The following is a 23,799-nucleotide window of genomic DNA, read 5'->3' on the forward strand; positions in this document are numbered from 1 at the left end:
ACCGATCACCCCTTCCCCTGCCCGCGGTACGCCGTCGGGGACACTCCGTGGGCGACGCGGAACCTGCGCGAGAAGTAGAACGCATCGTCCATGCCGACGCGGCGCGCGACCTCCGCGACGGGCAGGTCGGTCGTATCGAGCAGGTGCCGGGCATGCGCCATCTTCAGTGCGAGGTGGTGCGCGATGACCCCGCCGCCGGTCGCATCGCGGAACAGGGCGGCGAGGTGCGAGGGCGACACACCGACCATCGCCGCGAGCTCTCCCACGTGCACCGTGCCGTCGATGCGCTCCTCGAGGTAGCGCAGCGCCCGCTCGACGGGCGTCCCATGCTCCGGTAGCAGCCGGTCGACCGCGAGCTGCGTGAACAACCGCCACGCCATCCCGGATGCCGCGACCATCCGCGCGGGCGTCGTGTCTCGCGCCAGCGAGGTCGAGATCTCGTCGAGCAGGGCGGTCGCCCGCTCGACGGCGCGCAGCGGCAGCACCACGCGGTCCGCGGACACCCCCGCGGCCTCGACCAGCTCCGGCACGTCCGAACCGCGCACGTGGCACCACCAGATCGTCCAGGGATCCGCGGCATCCGCTCCGTAGGAATGGGGCACATCCCCAGGGATGGCGATCGCCGTCGCCGACCCGACGCGCGTCCGTTGACCGCCCGCCTCGACCCATCCGGCCCCCGACACGCAGACGATGACGATCGTCTCGGGAGCACCCATAGGGCGATGCCGGCCGTGGCCCGCCGCGCGTGGAAAGTACCCGGCATCCGTCACCACCATCCGCCGGGTCACCGGCTTGGCGAGGGCTGCCTCGACGACGGGACGCGGCACGACGCTCAGCCGCTGCCGCTCGAACCCGTCCGCGCGCTGCATCCCTTCATCCTGCCGCACCGCATCGTCGAATCGTCCATGTCGACCGCACGCGAACCCATGGCCCGAGCTCGCCGCCCCGCATAGATTCGCCCCATGCCCGACGCCGCGCCCAGCCGCATCCTGCTCCCCGATGCCCCCGCCGACCAGCAGGCTCTGCTCGCGGTCGGCGGGGTCGCGTGCTGGTCCGAAGACGCCGTCATCGACACCTACGAGCCGGGCGACCCCGATCCGTACCCGGCGTTCCTCGACCGGCGCGTGTACCAGGGCTCGAGCGGGCGGGTGTATCCGCTGCCGATGATCGAATCCATCTCGCACGAGAAGCAGCCGCGGGTGTGGCGGGCGATCCACCTCGAGAACGCGTACGTCCGGCTGATGCTGCTGCCCGAGCTCGGCGGACGCATCCACATCGGGTACGACAAGGTCGCGGGCTACGACTTCTTCTACCGGAACAACGTCATCAAGCCCGCCCTCGTCGGCCTCGCCGGCCCGTGGATCTCGGGCGGCGTCGAGTTCAACTGGCCCCAGCACCATCGCCCCGCCACGTTCCTCCCCGTCGACAGCCGCATCGAGCGCGAGGACGACGGCAGCGCGATCGTCTGGCACAGCGACCTCGATCCCCTGCAGCGGATGCGGGGAGTCCACGGCGTGCGGCTGCGCCCCGGATCCTCACTCATCGAGCTCGACGTGCGCCTGCACAACTGCACCGACGTGCCGCAGACCTTCCTGTGGTGGGCGAACGTCGCCGCGCGTTCCCACGAGCAGTACCAGTCGTTCTTTCCCGACGACGTCCGCTTCGTCGCCGACCACGCCCGCCGCGCGATCACCGCGTTCCCGCACGCCGACCGGGCGTACTACGGCGTCGACTATCCCGCCCTCGCCGCCGAGCGCCCCGGCGCCGACCGCATCGACGTGTACAGCAACATCCCCGTGCCGACCTCGTACATGATCACCGACACCGAGGACGGCTTCTTCGGCGGCTACGACCACGCCGCCGACGCCGGATTCGTCCACTGGGCCGACCCCGCGATCTCGCCCGGCAAGAAGCAGTGGACGTGGGGCGACGGCCCCATCGGACGCGCGTGGGACGACCAGCTCACCGACACCGACGGACCCTACGTCGAGCTCATGGCCGGGGTGTACACCGACAACCAGCCCGACTTCGCGTGGCTCATGCCCGGCGAGACGAAGACGTTCTCGCAGCACTGGTTCCCCGTGCACGCCATCGGTCCGGTGCGGCAGGCGACGACGGATGCCGCGGTCTCGGTCACGACCGAGGGCGGCCGGTCGCGCATCGGCGTCCTCACGACGCGTGCGCACGGAGCGGCGCGCGTCGAGGTCAGGGTCGACGGCGGTGACACGAGGATCACGGACGTCGCGATCGGCCCTGACACCCCCGCCGTCGTCGAGGTCACCGGAACCGCGGTCGAGGTCACGGTCGTCGCCGACGATGCGATCCTCGTCCGGTGGGTGCGCCGGGACGCCGAGCCCGCGGAGCCCTGGGTCGCGACGGCGCCCGAGGCGCCCGAACGCATCGAGGGCACCGACGAGCTGCTGCTCACGGCGGCGCATCTGGTGCAGTACCGGCATCCCACCCGGTCACCGCTCCCCTACCTGCGCGAGGCGCTGCGGCGCGATCCCGACGATGCCCGCGCCCGCACGATGCTCGGCGCGTGGCACCTCGCCCGAGCCGAGTACGCCGCGGCGCGCGAACATCTTGACGCGGCCGTCGCCCGCGAGACCCGCCGCAACCTGAACCCCCGCGATGGCGAGGCGCACTACCTGCTCGGGCTCGCGCTCGAGCGCCTCGGCGAGCGCGACGCGGCCGATCGGCGGTTCGCGCGGGCGGCGTGGAACGCGGTGTGGGCGGCGCCGGCATCCCTCGCCCGTGCTCGCCTCGCGCTCGCGGGCGGGCGCGCGTCGGACGCGCTCCGACTCACGGACGCCGCCGACGCGATTCCCGAGGCGCGCCGTCTGCGCGTGTTGACGCTGCGCCGACTCGGGAGTCACGACGAGGCGACGGCGCTCGAAGATCTCGTCGCCGCCGACCCGCTCGACCCGATCACTGCGCTGCTCTCCGACGGGCCGGCGCCGTCGGACCCGCGCGCCGCGCTCGACGCCGGCGCCGAGTTCGCCCGCGCCGGCGCGCTCGACGAAGCCCTCGCCGCGACCGAGCGCGAGGCGACCGGCGACGCCGGGTTCGGCAACCTCGAGCCGGTCCGCCTGATCCTCCGCGCCGCCTGGGCGGATGCCGCCGGGCGCCCCGATCTGGCCGCGACTGAGCGCGCCGCCGCCGACCTCCTCGACCTCGGCGGCGCCTTCCCCGCAGGGCTCGACCAGCTCGATGCCCTCGTCGCGGGCACCGCGGCCGGGTCCTCCGCCGCCGCGGCGATGCTCGGCGCCTGGCTGCTCGACGCCGGGCGCGACGACGACGCCCACGCGGCTTTCCAGCGCGCGCGGGACCTGGGCTGCGACGACCCGGTCCTGCTGCGCAACCTCGCCCTCGCGACAGTCCGCACCGGCGGCGACCCCGCCCAGGCAGCCGATCTCTACGAGACCGCGCTCGCCCACCGCCCCGACCCGCGTCTCGTCCTCGAACGCGACCTTCTCGCGCAGTTGACGGAAACGCATGCCGCCACCCGCCTTGCGCTCATGGAACGCCACCCCGCCGCGCTCGACGCCCGCGACGACCTCGCGGTCACCCATGTCGGGCTGCTGCTCGACGCCGACCGGGTCGACGACGCGTGGCAGATCCTGACGACGCGCGTGTTCCGCCCGTTCGAGGGCGGCGAGGGGATCGTGCTGGCCGCCTACGACCGCGCGGCCTGCCTCATGGCGCGACGCTTCTGCGCCGCGGGCCGTGCGGATGCCGCCGTCGCCCTGCTCGAGGCGGGGATCGACGCCCCCGCGAATCTCGGCGAGGGCCGGCATCCCGCCGTCCCACAGGCGGAACGGTTCGTTGCCCTCGGCGACGCGCACCGCCTCGCGGGCGACGACGCGGCCGTCCGCGCCGCCTGGGAGCGGGCCTGTGCGGCGACGCCGCTCGCGGTCGCTCCGCGCCCCGCCGACGAAGCGACGTTCTGGATCGGCGTCGCGCACGCACGTCTGGGCGAGACCGCCGCCGCCGAGGCGATCTGGGATGCGCTCGACGCGCGTGCCGCACAGATCGAGGCCGCACCCGACGAGGTCGACTACTTCGCGACCTCGCTGCCGGAGCTCCTGGTGTTCGATCTCGACACCGCCGACCGTCGCCGGACGCAGGCCGCCGCGCTGCGCGACCTGGCCGCCGACGGCCGCACCATCGCGAACGAGAGGATGAACGCATGACCGATCGCTACCTGGGGTCGGGCAACCTTCCCCAAAACCCGTACGGACCGACAGGACCCGTTCCCGCACACCTCCCGGACCGTCTCGCGATCACACTGTGGGACTTCTCCTGGTACACCCGCGCCGGCGAGGGAGACGTGTACGCCGACCTCGATGCCGCGTGCGCCGACGCCGCGTCGCTCGGCTACAACGCGATCCGCATCTGCGCCGCTCCCTTGCTGCTGTTCGGCGACCTGGGCCTCGACGACCTCTCCCGGGACCTCACGATCGAGGGGCTCGGAGCCGCGGCATCCGGCGGGTACTACGGGCAGCGCACGCGCTGGTACGACACCCCCGGCGGCTACGCGATCGACGTGCGCGCACACCTCGCCACGCTGCTCACCGCCGCGCGGCGGCACGGCCTCGTGCTGATCCTCTCGAGCTGGGAGTACCAGCAGTCCTGCGCGTTCGCCGCGTCACCCCGGTGGTTCGAGGCCGTCGAGGCCGTGCCGTTGGAGGACCGCTACCGGGTGCTCGCGGAGGCGTGGGACCGGATGCTCGCGTGGATCGACGAACAGGGCGCCCGCGACCTCATCGCCCTCGTCGAGATCCACAACGAGGTCGACTTCTCGATCCTGCCGGCGGTGACCGACGGCGGGGCGACCGCGTTGGAAGGGCTGCAGCAGCGGCATCCCGACCTGATCGTGACGGCGGGCATCGGCAAGCCGCCGCACCTGGCGATGCACCAGCTGCCCGCCACCCTCTCGGCCGCGCAGTGCCACGTCTACAGCTACGGGGTGCTCGACGCCCTCCAGAAGCGCATCGACATCCGTTCCGAGGGGAGCGGGGACTTCCCGAACGACGACCTGGGCGCCCTGCTGCGCGCCGATGCGCCCACGCCCGCCGAGTACGGCCGGCCCGCCGAGTGGAAGCTGCGCGCCACGGTCGTCACCGACCAGATGATCTACGGCTACGACTGGGTGGATGCCGCGGCCTGGGACGCCTGGCTCGACGACGAATACCCGCGCTACGCCGAGGTGATGCACCGCGAGATCGAGTCCCGCGTCATCGCGATCGCCGAGTGGGCGCGCTGGCAGGGCGTGCCGGCACTGATCGGCGAGGGCTGGGTCGGCTACACGCCGCTGCACGGCGGGTTCGAGGAGTCCGAGACCGGTCGCGAGCTGGCGGAACACGGCATCCGTACCGCCCTCGACCGCGGCGTGTGGGGCGTCGTCCTCTGCTCGAACGCCGCCCCGCACCACCCGATGTGGCAACTGCGCGACTGGCAGCAGCGCGTGAACGCGCTCGTCCGCTCGCGCTGACGCACACGAAGAGGGGGTGGATGCCACCGGCATCCGCCCCCACTCACGTCACCCGTCAGCGCAGCGGCACGTCCGCGAACGACATGTCGGACGCCAGGTAGAAGTCCGTGTACGCGGGCTGGTTGTACGTCGTCTGCTGACGCGCGATCTCGGCCCGATACTGCGGGTCGTGCATGAGCGTGTAGAGCTTGTGCTCGGTCGGCTCGGTCGAGACGTACATGCGCAGCGCCGACGAGTCGGCCGTCCGCACGAGCAGTTCCTCACGCCAGTCGCCGAGGACGTCCGCCACCAGCGACGGGTTGCCCTTCGTGCCGTTGTTGGTGAGGGTGCCGGATGCCGTGAGCAGGGTCCCGCGCGTCCAGTCGTCGATCGTCGGGGTCACGGTCTGCGCGCCGTTCACGATCTGCGTCGTCAGGTCGCCGGCCCAGCGGATCGACATGTTCGTGCCGGGGTTGGTGGACTGCAGGACGTCGCCGTCCGCGGAGAGGAGGCCGGAGGCATCCGTTCCCGCCGGCATGCTCGACCACGCCTCGATGCCCGGGACGTCCGGGCGGACGTCACCGACCATCCCGCGGCCGGTGTCCTTGCCCGAATAGGCGCCGAAGAGCACCTCGCCCGTTGCGGCATCCCGCATCGCCGTCCCGTACGGGGCGTACGAGCCGCCCTCGTGGACGGTGAAGATCTCCTTGCCGGGGCGGCCCGGGTCGAAGTCGCCGACGTGCATCGCGTCACCGTGACCGAGGCGCACGTTCTCGCCGGGCGTCGCACTGCCGGGGGGCATCGTGTCGAACGAGGAGTAGAGCAGGCTGCCGTCGTCGTCGAGTGTCGCGGAGCCGTAGACGATCTCCTGCTTGCCGTCACCGTCGACATCGGCGGCGCTCAAGCTGTGGAAGCCCTGCGTCGTGAGCGTGCCGTACTCGGGATCGGTTCCGTCGCGGCCGTGCGGACCGTCGTTGAACGGGTTCGTCATCGGGACGTGACCACTGTCGACGAACCAGCGCTTCGTGAGGTGCTTCCCGTTCCAGTCGTACGTCGCGACGGTCGAGCGCGTGTAATAGCCGCGGGCGAATACCGCCGACGGACGCTTTCCGTCGAGGTAGGCGACGCCCGACAGGAAGCGATCGACGCGGTTGCCCGGCTCGATGCGCGACATCGCGTAGTCGCCCCAGAGCAGGCCGTCGTCACCGCGACCCGGCTCGTAGCGGACCGTCTCGAGTTCCTTGCCGGTCTTGCCCTCGAACACCGTCAGATACTCGGGTCCGTCGACGATGAAGCCCTCGAAGTTCCGCAGCACGTTGCGGGCGGAACGCGAGGGGGCGTAGACGTCGATGAAGTAGTCGACGAGTTCCTCCGCGTCAGCACGGGACAGCGGGTAGTCGTGCGTCGGTTCGGTGCCGAGCGCCTCTTCGATCGTGGCGGGCCACTGACCCGACACGACCTCGGGGCGCTCCGACCAGCCCTGGAACACGTCGGCGAGGTGCGCGGCGTAGTCGTCCGCGCTCAACCGGTAGTCGTCGGAGTGCGAATAGCCGGCCTTGCGGTCGGCCTTCGGCATCGTGACGTACTCGGCCTTCTTCGCCTTGCCCTTCTTGAACTCCGTGCTCTTCGTGCCCGGCGCCGTCTTCATCATGATCTCGGCCTTGCCGTTGCCGTCGAAGTCGTAGACGAGGAACTGCGTGTAGTGCGCGCCGGCGCGGATGTTGACGCCCAGGTCGATGCGGTTCAGCAGCGTGCCGTCGAGCTCGTACGTGTCGATGTAGACCGGGCCGGTGTAGCCGACCTGCGAGACGTCCTTCGAGTTCGAGGGGTCCCACTTCACGACGTACTCGTACGCGCCGTCGCCGTCCACGTCGCCCACCGAGACGTCGTTCGCCGAATACGTGTACGCCTCACCCGCGGGGGTCACGCCGTCAGCCGGCTTCGTGAGCGGGATGTCGAGGAACGGCGACCCCTGCACGGTCGCTTTCTCGGACGCCTTGCCCTCGCGCTTGCCCTGCAGCGGCGAGACCGTGTAGGTCGAACGGTCGGTGCCGTCCGGGTCGACGTAGGTTGTCGAGTCCGTCACGGTCGCGACGCGCTTGCCGTCGCGCTTCACGACGAAGTCGGTGCCGGTGAGGCCCGTCGCCGACGCGCCGGTCGCCTCGCTCTTGAAGAGGCGCCACGTGAGGTGGACACCGTCCTCGCCCGGAAGAGCGACGAGGCCGCGGTCGAGCTTCTCGAGCTGTGGCGACGTGCCGGGCTTCGGCTTTCCCGGCCCATGGCCGGGGTGCGCCATCGCGGCCTGCGCCGGGATGAGGAGGGCCGCTGCGGCGAGCGCAGCGACGACGGATGTGCGGACGGGTCTTCTCATGCTGTTCACCCTTGAACTCGTGATGGAATGCGTTTTCCCCAGTCGTTCGCCGAGCCTATGCGCGGCGTTGAATCGTGTCAATGGGGGCACGGGAGCGCTCGCGCCTCCCCTTCCCGCGAAACCCCGGGACCGGCCACAATGGCCACGACATCCGGAACCGACGACGGGACGAGCCATGCCTGGGCCGAGCAACCTCACCGAGTACCTCCAGACCCTCAGCCCCGGCAGGCGGGAGCTGTTCGACCGCCTGATCGCCGAGGTGTCGGCGGTCGAGACGCCCGAGGCGATCAGCCGGCTGGTGTTCCGCGCCGGCCAGACCGACCACCCCGACTACGCCGACGCCGAAGCCGTGTTCTGGAAGGCGGTCGAGCAGATGTACCTGCGCGGAGCCGTCTCGGACGGAGATCTACCGGTCCTGTTCTGGGGCTTCCACACCCTCGATCTGCTCGGCCGGCGCCACTCCCGCGGTGTGCTCGTGACCGATCGCTCCCTCTACGTCGAGGGCGTCGACGACCTCGACGCGATCCCCCTCAGCCTCGCCTCACTGGGGACGTCCGAGATCCGGATCGAGGGGACCGCCCTGCGCGTGCGCGACACCCCGGTCGATCTCGCCCCGACCGAGCGGGTGCTGGCACCCGACGACCGTCCTGCGGTCGCGCGCTATCTGGCCGCCGTCATCGACACGGTGCGCGGGACGGTCGCCGTCACCGACCCGCCGGTCGAGGCGCCCGCCACCGTCGAGGAGCTGGTGCTCGCCAGCAGGCTGTCCACCGACTTCTCGCTTCCCTCGCGACCCAAGGACGCGAAGCACCTCGCCAAGCTCTCCGCGAAGTGGAAACTCCCGGCATCCGACCGCCCCCTCGCTTCGCTGTCGAGCGCCACACTCGCCGGCGTCTACGGCATCGCGATCACCGACGCCGCGCTCTACTCGCGCGACCTGATGGAGGACGTGCACCGGACGCCGCTCGCCGACATCACGGAGATCACGTGGGATGCCGAGGCCAAAGGCTTCCGCATCGCGTCGGACCATCGCGCCCCGGCGGTGCCCGCCATCACCGCCGACAACCGCGAGTACGCGGCAGCGCTCCTGACCTCGCTGGTGCGCTCAGCCGCGCGCTGACGCCCGGCCGCCCGCGCCTCAGCCCCCGGTCGACGCCCGGACGATGAGTTCGGGGCGGAAGCGGATGCGCTGCGGCTCGGCATCCGGGTCCTCCAGCAGGGCGAACAGCGCGTCGACGGCCGCGGCGCCGATCTCGCGCGCGGGCTGACGGATCGAGCTGAGCGGAACGACCGTCGACTGCGCGAAATCGATGTCGTCATAGCCGATGAGGGCGAGGTCCTCGGGGACGCGCAGCGATCCGAGGATGCCGGCACCCTGCAGCACCCCGACGGCCAGCAGGTCGTTCGCGCAGAACACGCCGTCGGGCCGCTCGGCCGCGTCGCGTCGGGCCAGCTGCTCGCCGACGAGCCGCCCCGCGAGCACCGTGAGCTCGTCGGTCGCGGCGACCTCGAGCGACGCCTCGGGCACCTCGGCGAGCGCGCGCCGCGCCCCGTCGAGACGGTCCGCCACCTGGCGGACGGATGCCGGTCCCCCGGCGAACAGGATGCGGCGACGCCCCTGCTGCAGCAGGTGCTGGACGGCGAGGTATCCGCCCTCGACGTCGTCGACGGCCACGGAGGGCAGATCGCCGTCCGCTTCGGCGTCGAGGAGGACGATCGGGACGCCGGCGGTCTCGAGCGTCTCGGCGCGTGCGTCGTCGAGGGCCAACGGGGTGAGGAGCACGCCGTTGACGCGCTGCTCGCGGAACAGGTCGAGGTAGGCGTTCTCGCGGGCGGCATCCTGCCCGCTGCTGCCGAGGAGGATCGTCACGCCGTGCGCCGCGGCGCGCTCTTCGGCGCCGCGGGCGACTTCGGCGAAGAACGGGTTGGCCGTATCGAGGACGACGAGCCCGACGGTGCGACTGCGTCCGGCGCGCAGTTGGCGCGCGGCGTCGTTGCGGACGAACCCGAGCGCCGAGATGGCCGCGTGCACGCGTTCCACGGTCGCCGGGGATACCTTCGCCGGCCGGTTGAGGACGTTCGACACGGTCCCCACCGACACTCCTGCCGCGCGAGCGACGTCCTTCACACTGACTGCCACATGACCTGCCTTGACGGATGCTTCGGACCCACGTTACTGTTCTGAATCTTGAATCGTTTCATGAAACGCTTCCCCGACGATGCACCGGCCTCACGAAGGAGTGACATGATCCGCGTCGCCTTCCAGCTGCAGATCGACCCTGCACTGATCGACGAATACGTCGCACGCCACACGCCCGTCTGGCCCGAGATGCTCGCCGAGATCGAGGCATCCGGTCGTCGCAACTACTCCCTGTTCCTCGGCGACGGCGGGCGCCTGTTCGGCTACTACGAGGTCGACGACGACACCGCGGCGCAGGCCTACCTCGCCGCCTCCCCCGTCGCCGCACGCTGGGAGGCCGAGATGGCCCGCTACTTCGTCGGCCTCGAGGGCCGCCCCGACCAGGCGGCGACCCCACTCGCCGAAGTCTTCAACCTGCACGACCAGTTGGCGGCCACCGCCGACGCCCCCTCAGAAAGCGACCCCTCATGACGACGCTGTCACACGACATCCTCACCCAGCTCGAGGGGCAGGCCATCGAACTGCCCAGCTGGGCGTTCGGCAACTCCGGCACCCGGTTCCGCGTCTTCGCGACGGCCGGCACGCCGCGCGATCCGTTCGAGAAGATCGCGGACGCCGCCGAGGTCAACCGCTACACCGCGCTGGCTCCGACCGTCGCGCTGCACATCCCGTGGGACAAGGTCGACGACTACGCCGCCCTCCGCCGCCATGCCGAGGACCTCGGCGTGCAGCTGGGCACCGTCAACTCGAACACGTTCCAGGACGAGGACTACAAGTTCGGCGCACTCACCCATCACGACGAGGCGATCCGCCGCAAGGCGATCGACCACCACCTCGAGTGCATCGACATCATGCACGAGACGGGGTCGCGCGACCTCAAGATCTGGCTCGCCGAGGGGTCGAACTACCCCGGCCAGAACGACATGCGCGGACGCCAGGACCGCCTGCAGGACTCGCTGCAGCAGATCTACGCCCGCCTCGGCGACGCGCAGCGTCTCGTCCTCGAGTACAAGTTCTTCGAGCCGTCGTTCTACCACACCGACGTTCCCGACTGGGGCACGTCCTACGCCCAGGTCGCCGCCCTCGGCGACAAGGCGATGGTCTGCCTCGACACCGGCCACCACGCCCCCGGCACCAACATCGAGTTCATCGTCATGCAGCTCCTCCGTCTTGGAAAGCTCGGGTCCTTCGACTTCAACTCGCGCTTCTACGCCGACGACGACCTCATCGTGGGCTCGGCCGACCCGTTCCAGCTGTTCCGGATCCTCACCGAGGTCGTCCGCGGCGGTGGGCTGGGCAACCCCGACGTCGCCTTCATGCTCGACCAGTGCCACAACATCGAGGACAAGATCCCCGGCCAGATCCGCTCGGTGCTCAACGTGCAGGAGATGACGGCGCGCGCCCTGCTCATCGACCGCGACGCCCTGAATGCCGCGCAGCAGGCCAACGACGTGCTCGGCGCCAACGGCATCCTCATGGACGCCTTCTACACCGACGTCCGCCCCGCCCTCGCCGAGTGGCGCGAGTCGCGCGGGCTTCCCGCCGACCCGATGGCCACGTTCGCGGCATCCGGTCACCTGCAGAAGATCGCCGACGAGCGCGTCGGCGGCACGCAAGCCGGCTGGGGTGCATGATCGACCGATGAGCGACATCCCCACCCCCTTCGGCGCTGCCGGCGGCCTCGTCCGCGTCTACCCCGCCCGCGTCCTCGAGCGCCCGACCCCGGGACTGGTGTGGCTGCACGGCGGCGGGTTCGCCGCCGGCGACATCGACATGCCTGAGGCCGACCACGTCGCACGGACGTTGGCGGATGCCGGGACCACGGTCGTCTCCGTCGACTACCGCCTGGCGCCGCTGCCCGACGGGTGGGAGGCACCCGCGACCGAACCTGGGCGCGAGCGCGCGGGGTTCCCCGCGGCATCCGACGACACCCTTGCGGCCTGGGACTGGCTGCTGACCGAGGCCGCGACGCTCGGCGTGGATCCGGCTCGGCTCGCGATCGGCGGTGCGAGCGCCGGTGCGAACATCGCGACCGGGGCGGTCCTGCGCCTCATCCAGAACGATCGACACCTGCCCGCGCTCGTCCTGCTCGCCTACCCGACGCTGCTGGCCGAGCAGCCCGCACCCGAGGGCGAGCTCCGCGCCGCGCTCGACGCCCGACCCGCGGCCGACCGGTTCGGGCCGGATGCCGTTCGCGGCATGTACGAGAACTACCTCGGCGGATCGGTCGTCGACGCGCCGCTGGCGGCCATCCCGGGGCTCGCGACTCACGAGGACCTCGCCGAGTTCCCGCCGACGCTCGTCGTCGCCGGCGACGTCGACGAGCTCCGCGTCTCGAGCGAGCACTTCGCGCGGACCCTCGCGTCGGCCGGCCGAGACGTCGAGCACGTGATCGAGCCCGGCACCGACCACGGCCACCTCAACCGTCCCGACGAGGGGGATGCCGCATCCCTCACGCTGGCCCGCTTCGCCGCGCGCCTGGCGGCCCTCACCCCGTGAGCACCGCGGGGGGCACCGTCGTCGCCGTCGACCTCGGTGCGACGAGCGGTCGGGTGATCGTCGGCAACGTCGGCTCCGACACGCTCGAGACGAGCACCGTCGCCCGGTTCGCGAACGACCCGGTGCGGGTCTCGGACGGCCTGCACTGGAACATTCTGGGCCTCTACGGCTCGGTGCTCGACGGACTCCGCGAGGCGCTGCGCGACGACGTCGCGAGCATCGGCGTGGACTCCTGGGCCGTCGACTACGGCCTCATCGCGCGCTCGCGCCTGCTCGGCGAGCCGTTCCACTACCGCGACGAGCGGACGACGCGCGGCGTCGAGGCGGTCCATGCGTCCCACCCGCATGAGGCCCTCTTCGCCCGCAACGGCCTGCAGTTCCTGCCGTTCAACACGCTCTACCAGTTCGCCGCGGAGGACCGTTCCGTGCTGCGCCTCGCCGAGCACGCCCTGCTCATCCCCGACCTCATCGGGTACTGGCTCACCGGCCAGGCGCGCACCGAACGGACGAACGCGTCGACGACCGGTCTCCTGCGCGCCGACACGGGCGAATGGGATGCCGATCTGGCGGCCGCCCTCGGCATCCCCCAGCACCTGCTGACCCCGCTCATCTCCCCCGGCGAGACACTCGGATCCCTCACCGCCGAGGTCGCCGCGAGCCTCGGCGCCCCGCGGACCGCCGTGACCGCCGTCGGGTCGCACGACACGGCATCCGCCGTCGTCGCCGTACCGATGGCGTCGGGCGATGCCGCCTACATCTCGTGCGGCACGTGGGGACTCGTGGGCGTCGAGGTCGACCGCCCGGTGCTGACCGACGCGGCCCGCGAGGCGAAGTTCACGAACGAGGGCGGCGTCGACGGACGCACCCGACTGCTCCGCAACGTCATGGGTCTCTGGATCCTCAGCGAGACCGTCCGCGGCTGGCAGCGCGAGGGGCACGAGATCGAGCTCGCCGACCTGCTGGCCGCGGCGGCCGACGTGCCCGGCCCGGTCGCCGTGTTCGACGTCGACGACGCGCGGTTCCTGCCCCCGGGCGACATGCCGGCGCGCATCGCGGCGTGGTGCGAGGAGCACGGCGTCGCCGCCCCGCAGAGCCGGGCCGAGATCGCCCGGAGCATCATCGAGTCGCTGGCGCAGGCCTTCGCCGACGCCGCGCACGAGGCCGGCCGTATCGGCGGGGTCGACGTGCGCGTCATCCACATCGTCGGCGGCGGGTCGCTCAATGAGCTGCTGTGCCGGCGCACCGCCGATCGGGCGGGCGTCCCGGTGCTCGCGGGCCCGGTCGAGGCGACCGCGCTCGGCAACATCCTCGTGCAGGCGCGGGCCGCGGGGCTCGTCTCGGGCTCGCTCGAAGCCCTGCGGGACCTCGTCGCCCGCACGCACGAGCCCCGGCGGTACGAGCCCGGCGCTCGCTGACCGCCGGGCGGGCTGAGCCACTCGTCACCCCTAGGCTGAAAATCATGCCTGCGCCGACCCTGAACCGCGAGATCCTGCGCCTCGCCGTGCCCGCGCTCGGCGCGCTGGTCGCCGAGCCGATGTTCCTGATCGTGGATGCCGCCCTGATCGGCCACCTCGGCGTCGTTCCGCTCGCGGGTCTCGGCATCGCCGGGGCCATCCTGCAGACGATCGTCGGGCTGATGGTCTTCCTCGCCTATTCGACGACGCCCGCCGTCGCTCGTCGCTTCGGAGCCGGCGACCGCAAGAGCGCCGTGAGCGTCGGCATCGACGGCCTGTGGCTCGCGCTCGGGCTCGGCGCACTGCTCGCCCTCGTCGGGTCGCTCGCGACGCCGTGGCTCGTGGGGCTCTTCGACGCCGGTCCCGATGTGACCGACCAGGCGATCGCCTACCTCGGCTTGTCGATGTGGGGACTGCCGGCGATGCTCATCGTCTTCGCCGCGACCGGGCTGCTGCGCGGGATGCAGGACACCGTCACCCCGCTCTGGATCGCCGGGCTCGGCTTCGGCGCCAACGCCCTGCTCAACTGGCTCTTCATCTACGGGTTCGGGTGGGGAATCTCGGGCTCCGCCGCCGGCACCGTCGCGGCGCAGTGGGGCATGGTCGCCGCCTACGTCGTCGTCATCGGCCGGCTCGCGCGGCGGCACGCGGCATCCGTCCTGCCTCAGCGCGATGGGGTGCGCGGATCGGCGCGGTCGGGCGGGTGGCTGTTCCTGCGGACCGTGTCGCTGCGCGTCGCCCTGCTCGCGACGGTCGCGGTCGCGACGGGGCTCGGCACCGCCGAGCTCGCCGGGTGGCAGGTCGCCTTCACGATCTTCTCGACGGCGGCCTTCGCGCTCGACGCGCTCGCGATCGCGGCGCAGGCCCTGATCGGGCGCGGGCTCGGAGCCGGTGACGAACCGTTCGTCCGGCGCGTCCTCGGCCGGACGGTCGCGTGGGGCGCGTGGTTCGGGGTGATCGTCGGGGTGATCATCGCGGCACTGTCCGGCGTGATCGGGCTCGCCTTCACGGGCGACCCCGAACTCGCGGCCCTCATCGTGCCCGCCCTTCTCGTGCTGGCGATCGCACAGCCCGTGTGCGGAGTGGTATTCGTCCTCGACGGCGTGCTCATGGGCGCCGGCGACGCCAAGTACCTCGCGATCGCGGGCGGCCTCAACCTCCTGCCGTACCTGCCCGCCCTCGCGATCGTGATCGCCCTGCACCCGGGCGGATCGGGCGGCCTCGCCTGGCTGGCGGCGTGCTTCTTCGGCGTCTACATGCTCGCGCGCCTCGGCACCCTCGGCTGGCGTGTGCGCCGCTCGGAGTGGATGACCGCCGCGGTCTGAGCGGTGGCGTCAGTCCTGCGGCAGGCGGCGCTTCCGCGGAGATCTGCCTTTCCGCGGACGGCTCTGGGGTGACGAGCCCGCTCGAACGCCGATCTCCGCTGCACGGCCGGGTTCGGCCTCCGGTGCCCGGTCTCGCGTGTCACCCCACTCCCCTAGAGTGCGGGCATGGACTCCCGTGACAACGACTTCCTCCGCGACTTCCACCGCCTCATCCAGCGCGTGAATCGGATGCCGGAGGTCGAGACCGCCCCGCTGACCCCCCTCGGCGAGCGGGTGCGCGACCACCTGAGCGCTGACCCGGCCCAACTGCCGATGGTCACGGAAGCGGTCCCGCCGCATCGTCTCGTCGACCTGGATCTCGCGGTCGATGCGATCGGCGGAACGGATGCCGAGGTCGTCGGCATCCGCGGTGGGCAGCACCTGCAGCACGAGGAGTTCGCCGGCCTCCTCGCATCGCCCTACGCGCGCATCCAGCCGGGCCCGGTCGAGTACGTGACCGTCGCCACCGGTCCGACGACGACTCGGCAGACGAAGTCGACTGCAGTGCACCTCTTCCGCTTCGAGGGAGTGCCGGTCGCGGCGCTGCAACGGGCTGCCGACCCGCGGGCCGGCCGCAGCGAGGCGACACTCGACGTCATCACCGCGACGCCGGAGGTCGCGCCCAGGCTTCTGGCCGAGATCCGTCGGCTCATGAACGAGCTCAGCGTCGTCCGCGGCAACGTCGTGAGCTTCGCGCGGAGCGAGTACGGGGCGAGCGGCGTCGGGGGCATGACGTTCCTCGAGCGGCCGACGATCACCGCCGATCAGGTGATCCTGCCCGAGGGCCTGCTCGACCGCATCCGCGCTCACGTCGTCGAGATCGGGGATCGCGCCGACGAGCTGCGTGCCCGCGGCCAGCACCTCAAGCGGGGCGTGCTGCTGTACGGCCCTCCCGGAACCGGCAAGACCCTGACCATCCGCCACCTCATCCACGAGACGCCCGGAACGACGGTCGTGTTGCTGCAGGGCGCCGCACTCGGGCTGATCGGCGAGGCCGCCTCACTCGCACGTGCGATGAGCCCCGCTCTGGTCGTCCTCGAAGACGTCGACCTCGTGGCCGCCGATCGGGGCGACTTCGGACTGCAGCCGCTGCTGTTCGAGGTGCTCGACGCTCTCGACGGTCTGGACGGCGATGCCGACGTCGCCTTCGTCCTGACGACGAACCGCGCCGAGATCCTCGAGCCGGCCCTCGCCGCACGCCCCGGCCGGGTCGACCTCGCGCTCGAGATCCCGCTGCCCGAACTGTCCGCCCGTCAGCGACTGTTCCAGGTGTACGGGAGCGACCTGCCGTTCTCCGCCGAGGCGCTGGAGCGCGCCGCCGAGCGCGCCGAAGGCGTCACCGCATCCTTCGCGAAGGAGGTCATCCGACGCGCGGTGCTCCGGGCGGTGTCCGACGACCGAGACGTCACGGACGGCGACCTGGCCACCGCGCTCGACGCCATGATCGACGACACCCGGGGAATCTCCCGCGTGCTGTTCGGCGGTGAGGCCGCCGCCGACGCGGCAGGCCCGCACGGCGTCACCAGCAGCATCCGCTTCGGAGCCGACTACTGATGCGCCCCTCTCGCGTGTTCGCCTGACCCGCGCCAGGACTCAGGCCATCAGCGGGATGGACCCGACGAGGACGCCCACGGCGAGCATGACGAGCGAGACGACCACGGCGCGCCACAGGACCTTCTTGTGGTGGTCGCCGAGGTTCACGCCGGCGAGCGACACGAGCAGCAGGATCGCGGGGACGAGCGGACTCTGCAGGTGCACGGGCTGGCCGGTGATCGAGGCGCGCGCCATCTCGACGGGTTCGATGCCGTACGTCGTCGCGCTCTCGGCGAGGATCGGCAGGATGCCGAAGTAGAAGGCGTCGTTCGACATGAAGAACGTGAACGGGATCGACAGGATGCCCGTGATCACGGCCATGAACGGTCCGAGCGACGGCGGGATGACTTCGGTCACCCAGCTGGCCATCGCCGACACCATGCCGGTGCCGTTCAGCACTCCGACCAGGACGCCGGCGGCGAGGACCATCGAGACGACGCCGACGATGCTGGGGGCGTGAGCGACGATCTCATCGGCCTGCGTCTTGAGCCGGGGGAAGTTCACGATCAGTGCGATGGCCGCACCGACCATGAACACGTAGGCCAGCGGGTAGATGTCGAGCACGAGCATCACCATGACGGCGAGGGTCAGCACGAGGTTGAACCAGATGAGCTTCGGCCGGAGCGAGGCACGGTTCGGGTCGAGCAGGGTGTCGGCCATCGCGGTGTCGGCCGTGTCGACGAGCTTCGCGGCGTCGACCGCGTTGCGGGCGCCGCGAACGGTGACGATGTTGCCCGTGCGCAGGTGCGCGAGCGCGCCGGGCTTGTTCTCGGCGCCGCGGAACAGGCGGGGAGCGCCGAGGCGTCCGTCGCCGGCCGTGGCTTCGAGACGCGACGTGTCGACCGATCCGGCCAGGCGGCGACGCTCAGAGAGCCCCAGGAACCAGGCGAACAGCAGGGAGATCACGAGGCCGGTGGCCAGCGAGGGCAGCATGGGGACGAAGATGTCGGTCGGCTGCAGGCCGAGCGCCGAGGCGGCGCGCACCGTGGGGCCGCCCCACGGGACGATGTTCAGCGTGCCGTTCATGAGGCCCGCGACGCAGGTGAGGACGACCGGGCTCATCCCGAGCCGCAGGTAGATGGGCAGCATCGCCGACGTCGTGATGATGAAGGTGGTCGAGCCGTCGCCGTCGAGCGAGACCGCACCGGCGAGGATCGCCGTGCCGAGCACGACCTTGGCGGGGTCGTCGCCCAGCAGGCGGGTGATGAGGCGGATGAGCGGGTCGAACAACCCGACGTCGATCATGATGCCGAAGTACATGATCGCGAACATGAGGAGCGCCGCAGTGGGTGCGAGGTCGCCGATCGCGTCGATGACCATGTCGCCGAGGCCGAGACCCGCGCCGGCGAAGAGGCCGAAGATCGTCGGCACGGTGATGAGCGCGACCATGGGGGTGAGGCGCCTCGTCATGATCAGCGCCATGAAGGTCAGGACCATCACGAAGCCCAGGATGACCAGGACGGTGTCGGGTGGGGTGAAGGCCACCGGGTACTCGGCTGCCTCGGTATGCACGATGCTCATCGCGACTCCTTCGTCGTGAAGCGGCTCCGGCGGGTTCGGTGCCTGGTCACGCGATCGTAGGGATGCCGTGAACCAGGGCGCGCGCTAAGGCTCATTCCCCCGCGTTGTGCGCGTAACGTGGCTTTCGCTCATTGTGCGCAGGAGGTGGTCGGGTGCGGTTCGGGAGCAGGATGCTGGTCCTCCAGCTCGTCACGCAGGTGTGCGTCGTGGCGGCGTGCGCCGGCGTCTTCCTCTTCCTCGGGGTGCAGCAGCTGCGCGCCGAAGCGGAGTCCTCGGCGCTGAACATCGCCCGGAGCGTCGCGGCGACCCCCGACGTCCGCGAGCTGGTCGCGGAATACTCCGCCGACCCCGGCACGCCGGATGCCGCGAAGCTTCGCGGCGGCCCTCTGCAGGGGTACGCCACCGCCGTCTCGGACCGTACGGACGTGCTGTTCGTCGTGATCACCGACGATCACGGCATCCGTCTCGCCCACCCCGACCCGGACCGGCTCGGCGATGTCGTGAGCACGAGCTTCGACGACGCCCTCGCCGGGCGCGAGGTCGTGACGTGGGAGTCCGGCACGCTCGGCGAATCCGCACGCGCCAAGGTGCCGGTGTACGCGCCCGGCGACGGCGACCGGCCGGTCGGAGAGGTGAGCGTCGGATTCGAGCGAGCCAGCGTGTTCCGCGATCTGCCCGCCCTCCTCACCGGCATCGCCGTCGCGGTCGTGCTGGCCCTCGCCCTCGGCGCGGTCGCGGCGCTGCTGATGCGTCGGCGGCTCGAGCGCGTGACGCTGGGGCTGCAGCCCGAAGAGCTCGCGGCACTCGTCCAGACGCAGACCGCCGTGTTCGAGAGCGCGGACGAGGGTGTCGTCGCGGTGGACCCGGACGGCACCGTGCGCGTGTGGAGCGAGGCGACGACGCGGATGCTGGGCGTCGCCGCCGCGCCTGGGACCGCCCTTCGCGACGTCCCGGTCGACCCGTCGGTGCGCGATGCGCTCACGGGGGGCGCGCCGTCGGGACTCGCGGTCGGCGACCGCATCGTCTATGTCGACGTCCGCCCGGTGCGCCGCGGTTCCCGCGCACTCGGCACCGCGGCGATCCTCCGCGACCGGACCGATCTGCTCGCCCTCACCGAGCGTCTTGACGGCGTCCGCACCCTGACCGACGCGCTGCGCGCGCAGCGCCACGAGTTCGCGAACCGCCTGCACGCGGCATCCGGTCTGCTGGACGCGGGCCGCGGCGAGGAGGCCCGCGACTTCCTGCGCGAGGTCTCGGGTCGCGGCGCCGTCGACCTGCGGGTGGCCGGGCTGGATGCCGTGACCGACCCGGTCCTGCAGTCGTTCCTCGGCGCGATGGCCGAGAGCGCCCGCGAACGCGGCGTCGAGTTGCGCGTCGGGCCCGACACCCTGCTGCGCAGCACGCTGCGCGAGGTGGAGGACACCCTCGCCGTGATCGGGAACCTCGTGGGGAACGCGGTGACGGCCGCGGCATCCTCGTCGGCGGACGCCTGGGTAGAGGTGACCCTCCTCGACGAGCTCGACGGGGGCGAGCTCGTCCTGACGGTGGCGGATTCGGGAGGCGGCGTGACGGAGCCCGGCGACGTGTTCGCCGCGCGCACGGTGTCGGAGACCGAGACGGAGGTGCACGGCCACGGCATCGGGCTGCCGCTGTCCCGTGAGCTCGCGAGGCGACGCGGGGGCGAGGTCTGGATCATCGACGCGGGCGGCCGCGACGGCGGCGCGATCTTCGGGGCTCGTCTACCCGCGGTGATGGGTCCGGCGGGACCGGGCGAGATCGAGGAGAGCGACGATGAGTGACATCCGTGTGCTGATCATCGACGACGACTTCCGCGTCGCCGGCGTGCACCGCGACATCGTGACGGGGGTGCGCGGATTCACCGCGCTCGAGCCGGTCCGCACCGCGGCCGAGGCGCTGGCGGCGGTGCGGGCCGACACCCCCGACCTGATCCTCGCCGACGTGTACCTGCCCGACGGGGACGGCATCGAGGTGGTGCGCTCGTGCGGCGTCGACGCGTTCGTGCTGAGTGCGGCGACGGACGCGCGGACGGTGCGGCGCGCCTTCCGCGCCGGCGCCCTCGCCTACCTCGTGAAGCCGTTCGACGCGCGAACGCTGGCCGATCGCCTCGACCGGTACGCGCGCTACCGCAACCTGCTCTCCGACGCCGCCCCGCTCACGCAGGACCAGATCGACCGCGCGGCGACGGCGATGCGCGCTGCCTCCGACCAGGCGTCGGTGTCGCGGTCGGCGACGGAGCGGACCATCCTCGGCGCCCTCGCCGACGGCGAGGCATCGGCGAGCGAAGTCGCCGAGCGCAGCGGCATCTCACGCGCGACGGCCCAGCGCCACCTCACCGCGCTCGCTTCGCGCGGGCTCGTGGAGATCAGCCTGCGATACGGCACGACGGGCCGCCCTGAGCACCGCTTCCGCGTGGCGGATGCCGCGGGCTAAGGTGACACCACGCCACGACGGCCGTGTCGCGCAGGAACCGCTCGGGGAACGGACTCCACCATGACGAACACAAGCCGGATCACACTCGCGACCGCTCTGATGGCCGCATCGGGTCTCGCACTGACCATCGGAGCCACGGCACTCGCGACCTACCTGCTGACAGCGGACGGCACCTTCGCCGAGCTCGTCGTGGTCGCCGGCGCCGCCGGCACCGCCATCGTCACCGGCATCGTCGGCGTGTGGCTGCACCGGTTGAGCACCGTCGTCTCCGCCTTCGCGACGGTGGGATACCTGGTGGTGGGGGCGACGATTTTCCTCGGCGCCGTGACGACCCTCCAGGATGCTGCGGCGGGAGGATTCGCGAACATCGGAGCGGGACTGCTCCTGCTCGTCGGCTCGGTCCTCGCCGTGCCGGCAACCGCTCTCGCCGTGACGCTCGCCGCCTTCTACCTGCGGTCCCGCCGGTACGCCGTGGCCTGACGACGCGGGCTCACGCGTAGCGGCGGCACCATTCGTACATGACGACCGCCGCGGCGGCCGAGGCGTTGATCGACCGGGTCGACCCGTACTGGGTGATCTCGACGACGCCGGATGCCGCGGCGAGCGCCTCGGGCGACAGCCCCGGCCCCTCCTGCCCGAACAGCAGGACGCAGCGCTCGGGCAGGTCCGCCCGGTCGACCGGAACCGAGCCGTCGACGTTGTCGATCGCGAGGACCGGAAGGCCCGCGGCATCCGCCCATACCGTGAAGGCCGCGACGTCCTCGTGGTGGCGGACGTGCTGGTACCGGTCGGTGACCATCGCGCCGCGCCGGTTCCAGCGTCGCTTGCCGATGATGTGCACCTCGGCGGCGCCGAACGCGTTGGCGCTGCGGACGATCGAGCCGATGTTCATGTCGTGCTGCCAGTTCTCGATCGCCACGTGGAACGGATGCCGCTTTTCGTCGAGGTCCGCCACGATCGCCGCCATCGTCCAGTAGCGGTAGCGGTCGACGACGTTGCGGCGGTCACCGTGCTCGAGCAGGTCGCGGTCGTAGTGCGGATCGTCGGGCCACTCGCCCGGCCACGGCCCGACCCCCACCGGAAGCTGCGGCTCGGCGTCGGGCTCGGTCGGGTCTGGCACCGGTCCAGGTTAGTCGGGGCATCGTGGCAGGAGGACGGTGAAGCGGGACCCGACGCCCACCTCGCTCGTGACCTCGACCGATCCACCCAGCGCCTGGCTGAGTCCCTGAACGATCGACAGCCCGAGTCCGGAGCTCTCGCCCGACCGCGTGCGCGCCGGGTCTCCCCGCCACAGCCGGTCGAACACGAACGGCAGGTCGTCGGCGGCGATGCCCTCGCCGTCATCGGTCACCTCGAAGCGGACGGTTCCGCCCGTCGCACCCGCGCCGACCCGCACGGACCCGCCCGCGGCGGTGTGGCGGAGAGCATTGCCCACCAGGTTGCTCAGGATCTGCCCGAGGCGCGCGACATCGGTGCGCATCGGCAGAGGTCCCTCGACGTCGGCGGCCAGCGTGACGTCTGCGGCCGCGGCGCGAACGAGATGGGCCGCAACGACGCTGCGGACGACCTCGGCGGCATCCACCGGTGCGAGGTCGACGGCGAGGTCGCCCGTCTCGGCGAGCGCGAGCAGCTGCAGGTCGCGCGTGATGGTCTCCATGCGTCCCGCTTCGGTGAGCACGAGGCTCCGCAATTCGGCATCGCTCATTCCGAGCCCGTCGTCAGCGGCCTCGACCCAGCCGCGGATGTTCGTCAGGGGGCTCCGCAGTTCGTGTGCCACGTCACCGAGAAGACGGCGGCGGGCGGTCTCGTGACTGGCGATCTCCGCCGACATCCGGTCGAACGCCGCACCCACGTGGGCGAGGTCGTCCGTCGCACCGACTCCGCTCCGACCCGCACGCTCTCCGGCGGCGAAGCGGTCGGCGGCGTCTTCGAGCTTGCGCGCGCTCCGAAGGGTCGGCGCGAGGATGATGGCGGCTGCGGCCGCGAGAAGAGCCAGGAGCACGACCACGACGATCGCGAGTCGTGCGATCGTCCCCGGGCTCGCGTCGAAGGGCCCGCGGACGTTCCCCCGGAGGTTCGTGAGGACGATCTGGACGGTCGGCGCCGTGACGGCGGAGGCCTGCTCGACCTGTGCGCTGAGGAGGCATCCCGCGGTGATCTCCGACCCGGGGGGATCGGTGCGGAACGCGAGTTCCGTTCTCGCCGCCGCGGCCGAGAGGTCGAGGTCGACACGGTCGATCGGAGGAGCACTGGCGTCGAGCAGGCACCGGTTCGTGAGTTCGCGCAGTTCGTCGAGAGCGTCCTGTTCGGACGGCAGCGGGGTGTCGAGTCGGGTCCGCCCGCAATCCGGGGCGTTGTCCGTGGCCCACACCACCGGGCGTCCCGTCGTCCAGACGGTCGAGCCGATGACCGCCGTTCCCAGGCAGGCGCGGACGTCAGCAGCGCGCGCGGTCAGCGCCGTCCGCTGATCCTCGCTGAGACCAAAGGGGCCGACGATCCCCCGGTGCAGGCGCAGCTCGAGGGTGCCCGGCTCGGCGTACTCCTCGAGCGGATCGAACGTCATCGTCGACTCCTCGGGTCGCGGCAGAGTCGGCGCACTGTCGGCGATCAGCTCTCCGTCCCCCCCGACGAGCGCGATCCGCCGGCCGGTGTCGTGCGCGAGTTCGAGGAGCTCGGGTCCGACTCCGTCCCAGGTCGGATGCCGGCCGGCCCACAGACTCAGTTCGTCGAGGATCTGCTCGTTCCGGGCGAGGGCGGCATCCGATGACCGCTGGTCGAAGCGGTACTCCGCCGTCTGCGCGAGCCACAGCGTGCTGCCGACCGACGCGACGACCAGGAGGAGGCCTGCGGCGAGGTACCGCAGCAGCAGGCGCGGCGTCCGTCGCCGTGTCTGCTGCTCGTCCGATCGCACGCTCATCCCGTCGGCAATGCTC

18 protein-coding genes are annotated in these 23,799 nt (G+C 71.6%); 12 read left to right on the forward strand and 6 right to left on the reverse strand.

Translation table 11 applies throughout. The features are described from left to right. Nucleotides 1-5: 5 nt before the first annotated feature. Complete coding sequence (locus MRBLMI1x_RS01265; RefSeq protein ID WP_018187535.1) at nucleotides 6-869, reverse strand: AraC family transcriptional regulator; 864 nt, start codon at nucleotides 867-869, stop codon at nucleotides 6-8. Between the two features lie 93 nt (nucleotides 870-962). On the opposite strand from MRBLMI1x_RS01265, the gene MRBLMI1x_RS01270 reads away from it, so the two are divergent. Together MRBLMI1x_RS01270 and MRBLMI1x_RS01275 are read left to right on the forward strand one after the other, a co-directional pair. Next, nucleotides 963-4,193 carry a DUF5107 domain-containing protein gene (locus MRBLMI1x_RS01270; protein ID WP_363455169.1) on the forward strand — a complete coding sequence of 1,077 codons (3,231 nt, stop codon included), beginning with the start codon at nucleotides 963-965 and terminating at the stop codon, nucleotides 4,191-4,193. Then, nucleotides 4,190-5,494 (forward strand): cellulase-like family protein, encoded by a 1,305-nt coding sequence (locus MRBLMI1x_RS01275; protein WP_363455172.1) that lies wholly within the window; start codon nucleotides 4,190-4,192, stop codon nucleotides 5,492-5,494. The genes MRBLMI1x_RS01270 and MRBLMI1x_RS01275 overlap by 4 nt, the downstream gene beginning before the upstream one ends. Nucleotides 5,495-5,549: 55 nt before the next feature. On the opposite strand, the gene MRBLMI1x_RS01280 is transcribed toward MRBLMI1x_RS01275, so the two are convergent. After that, entirely contained in the window at nucleotides 5,550-7,844 is a 2,295-nt protein-coding gene (locus MRBLMI1x_RS01280) for a rhamnogalacturonan lyase (RefSeq protein WP_414685562.1), read from the reverse strand. A 175-nt stretch (nucleotides 7,845-8,019) separates the two neighbouring features. Here MRBLMI1x_RS01280 and MRBLMI1x_RS01285 point away from each other — a divergent pair, with 175 nt between their 5' ends. Then, nucleotides 8,020-8,964, forward strand: coding sequence for a hypothetical protein (locus tag MRBLMI1x_RS01285; protein ID WP_363455178.1), 945 nt, complete (start codon nucleotides 8,020-8,022; stop codon nucleotides 8,962-8,964). Between the two features lie 18 nt (nucleotides 8,965-8,982). Here MRBLMI1x_RS01285 and MRBLMI1x_RS01290 read toward each other — a convergent pair whose 3' ends face one another. Then, nucleotides 8,983-9,984 carry a LacI family DNA-binding transcriptional regulator gene (locus tag MRBLMI1x_RS01290; RefSeq protein ID WP_363455181.1) on the reverse strand — a complete coding sequence of 334 codons (1,002 nt, stop codon included), beginning with the start codon at nucleotides 9,982-9,984 and terminating at the stop codon, nucleotides 8,983-8,985. A gap of 105 nt (nucleotides 9,985-10,089) precedes the next feature. On the opposite strand from MRBLMI1x_RS01290, the gene MRBLMI1x_RS01295 reads away from it, so the two are divergent. The 6 genes from MRBLMI1x_RS01295 (at nucleotide 10,090) to MRBLMI1x_RS01320 (ending at nucleotide 16,855) form a co-directional block, all read left to right on the forward strand. After that, on the forward strand, nucleotides 10,090-10,455 hold the full coding sequence (locus MRBLMI1x_RS01295; protein ID WP_116227599.1) for an L-rhamnose mutarotase: 366 nt from the start codon (nucleotides 10,090-10,092) through the stop codon (nucleotides 10,453-10,455). Next, a complete protein-coding gene (gene rhaI, locus MRBLMI1x_RS01300; protein WP_363455185.1) occupies nucleotides 10,452-11,618 on the forward strand; it encodes an L-rhamnose isomerase in 1,167 nt (388 codons plus the stop codon). The genes MRBLMI1x_RS01295 and rhaI overlap by 4 nt, the downstream gene beginning before the upstream one ends. A 7-nt stretch (nucleotides 11,619-11,625) precedes the next feature. Beyond that, a complete protein-coding gene (locus MRBLMI1x_RS01305) occupies nucleotides 11,626-12,483 on the forward strand; it encodes an alpha/beta hydrolase (protein ID WP_363455188.1) in 858 nt (285 codons plus the stop codon). Continuing rightward, the gene (locus MRBLMI1x_RS01310; RefSeq protein WP_363455191.1) at nucleotides 12,480-13,898 is read left to right on the forward strand and encodes a rhamnulokinase; all 1,419 of its coding nucleotides are present in this window, start codon (nucleotides 12,480-12,482) and stop codon (nucleotides 13,896-13,898) included. The genes MRBLMI1x_RS01305 and MRBLMI1x_RS01310 overlap by 4 nt, the downstream gene beginning before the upstream one ends. A 44-nt stretch (nucleotides 13,899-13,942) precedes the next feature. After that, complete coding sequence (locus MRBLMI1x_RS01315; protein WP_020098510.1) at nucleotides 13,943-15,262, forward strand: MATE family efflux transporter; 1,320 nt, start codon at nucleotides 13,943-13,945, stop codon at nucleotides 15,260-15,262. Nucleotides 15,263-15,427: 165 nt separating this feature from the next. Further along, complete coding sequence (locus MRBLMI1x_RS01320) at nucleotides 15,428-16,855, forward strand: ATP-binding protein (protein WP_363455195.1); 1,428 nt, start codon at nucleotides 15,428-15,430, stop codon at nucleotides 16,853-16,855. Nucleotides 16,856-16,894: 39 nt separating this feature from the next. Here the strand turns inward: MRBLMI1x_RS01320 and MRBLMI1x_RS01325 are convergent, their stop codons facing one another. Next, the gene (locus MRBLMI1x_RS01325) at nucleotides 16,895-18,415 is read right to left on the reverse strand and encodes a CitMHS family transporter (RefSeq protein ID WP_363455198.1); all 1,521 of its coding nucleotides are present in this window, start codon (nucleotides 18,413-18,415) and stop codon (nucleotides 16,895-16,897) included. Between the two features lie 170 nt (nucleotides 18,416-18,585). Here MRBLMI1x_RS01325 and MRBLMI1x_RS01330 point away from each other — a divergent pair, with 170 nt between their 5' ends. From MRBLMI1x_RS01330 to MRBLMI1x_RS01340, 3 genes are read left to right on the forward strand one after another with little or no spacing between them, the layout of a single operon-like run. After that, nucleotides 18,586-20,214, forward strand: a complete 1,629-nt coding sequence (locus MRBLMI1x_RS01330; RefSeq protein WP_363455201.1) for a sensor histidine kinase — start codon at nucleotides 18,586-18,588, stop codon at nucleotides 20,212-20,214. Beyond that, complete coding sequence (locus MRBLMI1x_RS01335; RefSeq protein ID WP_065571104.1) at nucleotides 20,207-20,866, forward strand: response regulator; 660 nt, start codon at nucleotides 20,207-20,209, stop codon at nucleotides 20,864-20,866. Before MRBLMI1x_RS01330 ends, MRBLMI1x_RS01335 begins: the two co-directional genes overlap by 8 nt. Before the next feature lie 60 nt (nucleotides 20,867-20,926). Beyond that, nucleotides 20,927-21,346 carry a hypothetical protein gene (locus tag MRBLMI1x_RS01340; RefSeq protein WP_018187552.1) on the forward strand — a complete coding sequence of 140 codons (420 nt, stop codon included), beginning with the start codon at nucleotides 20,927-20,929 and terminating at the stop codon, nucleotides 21,344-21,346. Nucleotides 21,347-21,356: 10 nt separating this feature from the next. Here the strand turns inward: MRBLMI1x_RS01340 and MRBLMI1x_RS01345 are convergent, their stop codons facing one another. Beyond that, the gene (locus tag MRBLMI1x_RS01345; RefSeq protein ID WP_018187553.1) at nucleotides 21,357-21,986 is read right to left on the reverse strand and encodes a TrmH family RNA methyltransferase; all 630 of its coding nucleotides are present in this window, start codon (nucleotides 21,984-21,986) and stop codon (nucleotides 21,357-21,359) included. Between the two features lie 9 nt (nucleotides 21,987-21,995). Further along, the gene (locus tag MRBLMI1x_RS01350) at nucleotides 21,996-23,783 is read right to left on the reverse strand and encodes a sensor histidine kinase (RefSeq protein WP_363455206.1); all 1,788 of its coding nucleotides are present in this window, start codon (nucleotides 23,781-23,783) and stop codon (nucleotides 21,996-21,998) included. Between the last annotated feature and the right edge of the window lie 16 nt (nucleotides 23,784-23,799).

Origin of the sequence: Microbacterium sp. LMI1x-1-1.1, from assembly GCF_040676205.1 — a bacterium.
GTDB classification, from domain to species: Bacteria; Actinomycetota; Actinomycetes; order Actinomycetales; family Microbacteriaceae; genus Microbacterium; species Microbacterium aquilitoris.

Excerpts from the sequence above, each read along its gene's own strand:
- MRBLMI1x_RS01265 (WP_018187535.1), bottom strand. The coding sequence starts at position 869 with ATGCAGCGCGCGGACGGGTTCGAGCGGCAGCGGCTGAGCGTCGTGCCG.
- MRBLMI1x_RS01270 (WP_363455169.1), top strand. The coding sequence starts at position 963 with ATGCCCGACGCCGCGCCCAGCCGCATCCTGCTCCCCGATGCCCCCGCC.
- MRBLMI1x_RS01275 (WP_363455172.1), top strand. The coding sequence starts at position 4,190 with ATGACCGATCGCTACCTGGGGTCGGGCAACCTTCCCCAAAACCCGTAC.
- MRBLMI1x_RS01280 (WP_414685562.1), bottom strand. The coding sequence starts at position 7,844 with ATGAGAAGACCCGTCCGCACATCCGTCGTCGCTGCGCTCGCCGCAGCG.
- MRBLMI1x_RS01285 (WP_363455178.1), top strand. The coding sequence starts at position 8,020 with ATGCCTGGGCCGAGCAACCTCACCGAGTACCTCCAGACCCTCAGCCCC.
- MRBLMI1x_RS01295 (WP_116227599.1), top strand. The coding sequence starts at position 10,090 with ATGATCCGCGTCGCCTTCCAGCTGCAGATCGACCCTGCACTGATCGAC.
- rhaI (WP_363455185.1), top strand. The coding sequence starts at position 10,452 with ATGACGACGCTGTCACACGACATCCTCACCCAGCTCGAGGGGCAGGCC.
- MRBLMI1x_RS01305 (WP_363455188.1), top strand. The coding sequence starts at position 11,626 with ATGAGCGACATCCCCACCCCCTTCGGCGCTGCCGGCGGCCTCGTCCGC.
- MRBLMI1x_RS01315 (WP_020098510.1), top strand. The coding sequence starts at position 13,943 with ATGCCTGCGCCGACCCTGAACCGCGAGATCCTGCGCCTCGCCGTGCCC.
- MRBLMI1x_RS01320 (WP_363455195.1), top strand. The coding sequence starts at position 15,428 with ATGGACTCCCGTGACAACGACTTCCTCCGCGACTTCCACCGCCTCATC.
- MRBLMI1x_RS01325 (WP_363455198.1), bottom strand. The coding sequence starts at position 18,415 with ATGAGCATCGTGCATACCGAGGCAGCCGAGTACCCGGTGGCCTTCACC.
- MRBLMI1x_RS01330 (WP_363455201.1), top strand. The coding sequence starts at position 18,586 with ATGCTGGTCCTCCAGCTCGTCACGCAGGTGTGCGTCGTGGCGGCGTGC.
- MRBLMI1x_RS01335 (WP_065571104.1), top strand. The coding sequence starts at position 20,207 with ATGAGTGACATCCGTGTGCTGATCATCGACGACGACTTCCGCGTCGCC.
- MRBLMI1x_RS01340 (WP_018187552.1), top strand. The coding sequence starts at position 20,927 with ATGACGAACACAAGCCGGATCACACTCGCGACCGCTCTGATGGCCGCA.
- MRBLMI1x_RS01350 (WP_363455206.1), bottom strand. The coding sequence starts at position 23,783 with ATGAGCGTGCGATCGGACGAGCAGCAGACACGGCGACGGACGCCGCGC.